Origin of the sequence: Streptomyces laculatispora, from assembly GCF_017353455.1 — a bacterium.
GTDB classification, from domain to species: domain Bacteria; phylum Actinomycetota; class Actinomycetes; order Streptomycetales; family Streptomycetaceae; genus Streptomyces; species Streptomyces laculatispora.
In genome coordinates this window covers 1-4,825 of the sequence record NZ_JAFMPZ010000321.1, presented here as the reverse complement: position 1 = coordinate 4,825, position 4,825 = coordinate 1, and the positions used below count along the sequence as shown (strand labels likewise).

At 71.6% G+C, this 4,825-nt stretch carries 2 protein-coding genes; one reads left to right on the top strand and one right to left on the bottom strand.

Annotated features, from left to right (window positions below; genetic code table 11):
* Positions 1-3,707 (bottom strand): S8 family peptidase (locus tag J1C73_RS17590; RefSeq protein WP_207317226.1); only part of this gene is annotated, 3,707 nt, incomplete at its 3' end.
* A 211-nt stretch (positions 3,708-3,918) separates the two neighbouring features.
* Between J1C73_RS17590 and J1C73_RS17585 the strand changes: the two genes are divergently transcribed.
* The coding region (locus J1C73_RS17585; RefSeq protein WP_207317225.1) for a helix-turn-helix domain-containing protein at positions 3,919-4,825 on the top strand (907 nt) is incomplete at its 3' end.

Here is a 4,825-nt window from a genome sequence, read left to right as displayed (position 1 = left end):
TCGGTCCGCAGGGTGACCGGCTTGCCGGCCGCGTCCGCGTGGTTCACGGTCGCGGTCCAACGGCCGCCCTGCTGTGCGGTGGTGGCCCCGGTCCAGGTCTCGCCGCCGTCGTACGAGTACGAGACCTTGACCGCGGTCAGCTTGCCGGGCGTGTAGCCGGCGTGACCCGTGACGCTCAGCCCGATCTTCTGACCGTCCTTCGCCGCGAGGGTCTTCATGCCGTCCGACGGCAGGTCGTAGCCCGGGAAGAGCAGCGCGAGGCCCTGGGAGTAGGCGCTCTCGTCCCGGTGCGAACGGAACTTCCAGGTGGTCTCGGTGGAGGTGGACCGCTTCCAGACCTGCGCGGGGCTGCCGATCTTCCCGGTGTACAGGGAGAGTTCGTACGGTGCGTCCTCGGCCGGAACCGTGAAGGTGCCGAACGGGTAGGAGCTGGTGCCGATCACCTTGCCGCCGCTGGTGAGCCGCATACTGCCGAGGTCGCCGAACGACCCCTGGATGCCGGTGTGTTCGCTGTCACCGACGAAGGCGGGGGCGACACCGAGCAGATTGTCCTGGCGCTCGCCGGCCAGTTGCAGACCGCCCGTCGCGTCACGCGGGGCGACCGGGGCCAGCACACCTCCGTACCAGTGCTCCGCGCGCTCGGACCCGGCCCGGTAGCTCCGCGCCACGTCGGTCATGGTCTCGCCCCAGGGGAAGCTGGAGGAGAGGTAGCGCTGCCAGCTCATGTCGTCGGCGGAGTAGTACTCGGTACGGGTGCCGGGGACGGCGACCGTGTCGAATCCGCCGATGAAGAAGGAGGCGCCGTAGGGGCGGGAGACGGAGAGTGCGTCGACGTAGTCCGCCGCGACGCCCATCGACTCATAGGTGGAGGTGGACCTGGCCAGCTTGCGGTCGCGGACGGTGTACGTACGGTCCGAGGTGACCGGCCCGGTCTCGGGGAAGCCGAGGTTGTAGACGAACGGGCTGTTGGCGGTGGCCTCCCAGCGCAGGGTCACCGGGCCTTCCGCCAGGGCGGCGGTCAGTGCGGCGGCCTCGGAGGTCTCGATGCCGAGTACGGGGACGGGAGCCGGTGCGTAGCCGAACGAGGGCTGCCAGGGACCGGCCGACGGGCGGTGCGCGATGACTGCGGTGGCGCCGGCCGCCTTGGCGTTGCGGGCCAGGGTGTAGACGTTCGAGTCGTCGTCGGGGACCTCGACCAGGGCGAGCCTGCCCTTGACCCCGGCGGCCTTCAGCTCCTCGGGGGTGCCGGCGCCCGCGTCGACGAGCGTGGCCTGTCCCTTGCCGTCGAGGCCGGTGGAGCCCCCTCCGGCGCTGCGGGGGTGCAGGTCCGCGCCGCCGGCGACCGAGAGCTTCTTGACCAGCGGGGCGTAGGCCCGCCAGAAGCTGTCGAACTCGAAGTCGCCGTCGTGTGCCCGGCCCTGGATGTCGACGAGGTAGTCGTCAATGATGCCGGGGCCGGTCACCGAACCCGCGTGCATCCAGGCGCCGTCCCAGGTACGGCCGAAGGCGAGGGTCGTGGAGCGGGTCTCGCTCGACCGGTCCTCGGTCCTGATCCGGATCTTGTGCGCCTTGCGGGCGTCGAGCACCAGTGTGGTGTCCTTGGTGACCTTCAGTTCGGGGCGGGCGAGGTAGCCGACCGATCCGACGAGCCGCCCGGTGGCGTCCTTCGGGTTCGGCGACGCGATGAAACTCGAGACGAAGTAGGCGCCGGGGCGCACCTGGTACACCTGGTCGGTCGAGCCGTCGTTGAAGCGGCGCTCGCCGCTCGCGTCGTCGGTGCCGATGAGGTCGAGCGAGGAGGAGCCCGCGGCGGGCCTGCCGGTGCGGTCGATCAGCTTGACGCGCAGGGTGACGGTCTCGGCGCCGACGTACAGCGAGAACGGGGTGGAGACCTTCACCCCGCCGGTGGCGGTGGCCAGGACCCGGCCGGTGACGTCGCCGTACTGGCTGTCCTGGAGGTGCGCGGCCGGGTCGAGCCTCAGCGGGACCTGTACCGTCCCGCCGGCGGGCACGGTGACGCTGTTCGCGCCGAGTGCGGCGACGGAGGACCGGACGGCCGAACCGTCGTTGCCGGTGACACCCCGCACCGTGAGCGACAGCTTCACCGGCTTGGTGCCCGTGTTGGTGTACGGGACCTGGACGGTGGTGCGGTCGCTCTTGTCCTGCGGCCAGTTGAAGGTGCCGCCCTGGACCGCGGGCGCGCCGGTCACGGTCGTGTCGATGGCCGCCTTGACGTCGAGCCGGCCACCGCCGGTCTCGCGTACGTCACCGGGGATGTCGCTCTTCGCGGACGACACGAGTGCCGCCTTGATCTGCTGTGCGGTCCAGTCGGGGTGGCGTTCCTTGACGATGGCGGCGGCGCCCGCGACATGCGGGGTGGCCATCGAGGTTCCGGACATCGACCGGTAGGCGTAGACCCCGCGGCCGCCTGCCGCGGCGGCCGAGATCGCGACGCCCGGGGCGGCGATCTCGGGCTTGAGGGTGTGCGAGACGATCGCGGGCCCGCGGCTGGAGAACTGGGCGGTGGAGTCGTCCCGGTCGACCGCGCCGACGGTCAGCACGCTGGGCGCGCAGCCGGGCGAGGAGACGGTGTTGAGGGTGGGGCCCGCGTTGCCGGCCGCGATGACGAACAGGGTGTCCTTGCTCTTGCCGAACTCCTCGGCGGCCAGGCTCATCGGGTCGGTGCAGTCGGTCGGGGTGGGGCTGCCCAGGCTCATGGAGACGACGTCGGCCTTCTGGTCGACGGCCCACTGCATGCCCGCGATGATCCAGGAGGAATCGCCCGATCCGCTGTCGTTGAGCACCTTGCCCACGAGCAGGTCCGCGCCGGGGGCGACACCCTTCTTCTTGCCGTCACTGGCCGCGCCGGAGCCGCCCACGGTGGAGAGGGTGTGGGTGCCGTGGCCCTGGCGGTCGTCGGTGGTGTCGGAGTCGGTGAAGTTCTCCGACCCGGTGATCCGGCCCTTGAGGTCCGGGTGTTCGGCGTCGGCGCCGGTGTCCAGGACGGCGACCTTGGTTCCCTTGCCGTCGTAGCCCGCCGCCCAGGCGAGGTCGGCGCGGATCTGCTTGGTGGACCTGTCGAGGCTGGCCTCGACCTTGCGGTCCAGCCAGAGCTTCTTCATTCCGGCGGCGGAGCGGGAGCGGGCGCCGGTGATGTCCGCCCAGAACCCGGCGGCCTTCGCCTTGTCCGCCTTGAGCGCCACACCGTCGATGACCGGGAGGGCGAGTCCGCGCTCGGCGCCGCGCGGGGTGGCGGGCGCGCTGCGGGCGGTGTCCTTGGCGTAGGTGGCGATGAGCGGTACGGAGTCCGCGTGCGCGTCGTCGTAGCCCTGGCGGATCAGCCCGGTGACGTTGAAGAGTTCCTCGTCCACCGTGCCGGTGGCGAGCGCCTTGGCCGCGGTGTCCGGATAGACGTAGAGGTCCTTGCCGGAGCGGCGGGTCTGCACGAGGGGGAGGGTGCCGTCCTCGCGGGCCAGTGCGGTGGCCGTGGCGTTCCCCGAACTGTCCCTGCTCACCAGCACCTTGTCGCCGGTCACCAGGGTGACGGTGACCGGCTTGCTCCCCCCGGCGGCCGTCGCCGCGCTGCCGGTCAGCGGTCTCTTCGCGGTCGTGCCGCCCTGTGGCGCTGCCACGGACGGCGCGATCACCGTGACGGCCAGGACGGCGGCGGTGGCCGCTCCCAGTGCCGTACGCGATATCGGACGCATCGCTCTCCCCAAGTGAAACCGGAACAGGCAGTACAAAGCGCCATGTTCCGGAGGTTGTTGGTGCTGCGGTGGCGCCACATTGGCAGAGAGACGGGCGGTACAGGGATGATGTGCCACGGCGGGTTTACGCCGTGGCCGCTATCCGCCACGGCGGGCCGGCCCAGGAGTACGACACGACACGGAAGCACTGCGTCCGGGGAGAGGTCCGGGGATGCTGGGAGCCATAGGACTCGACGAGAGACAGGAGTCGGCCTACCGCGCGCTCGTGGCGCTGGGGGCCGCGGAGCTCACCGATCTCGCGCACCGGCTGGCGCTTCCGGAAACGGAGACCGAACGGGCGCTGCGCCGGCTGGAGCAGCACGGCCTGGCCGCCCAGTCGTCGGCCCGCACGGGCCGGTGGGTGGCGGCGCCACCGGGGGTCGCGCTGGGTGCGCTGCTGACGCAGCAGCGCCATGAGCTGGAGCAGGCGGAGCTGGCGGCGGTGCTGCTGGCCGAGGAGTACCGGGTGGACGCCGCCGAACCCGCCGTCCACGACCTGGTCGAAGTGGTCACCGGCGCGAGCGCGGTGGCGCACCGGTTCCATCAGCTCCAGCTGGGTGCGACGAGCGAGGTGTGCGCCCTGGTCACCGGGAAGCCGATCGCGGTCAGCGGTCTCGACAACGAGTCCGAGGAGCAGGCCGCCACCCGCGGGGTGACGTTCCGGGTGGTGGTCGAGCGCGAGGTGCTCGCGCTGCCGTCCGGAATCCTGGAGCTGTCGGCGGCGCTGAGCCGTGACGAGCAGTGCCGGGTCGTGGACCGGGTGCCGACGAAGCTGGTCGTCGCCGATGCCTCGCTGGCGATGGTTCCGCTGACCGGTCGCGGCGCGGAGCCCGCGGCCCTGGTCGTGCACGCCTCCGGGCTGCTGGAGTCGCTGATGGGGCTCTTCGAGGCGGTGTGGCGCGAGGCGATGCCGCTGCGGCTCGGCGAGAGCGGGCTGCTGCGGGAGGACGCGACCGGGCCCGATCCGACGGATCTGGAGGTCCTGTCACTGCTGCTGGCCGGGCTGACCGATGCCAGTGTGGCGAAACAGCTGGAACTGGGGCTGCGGACCGTGCAGCGCCGGGTCAAGGGGCTGATGG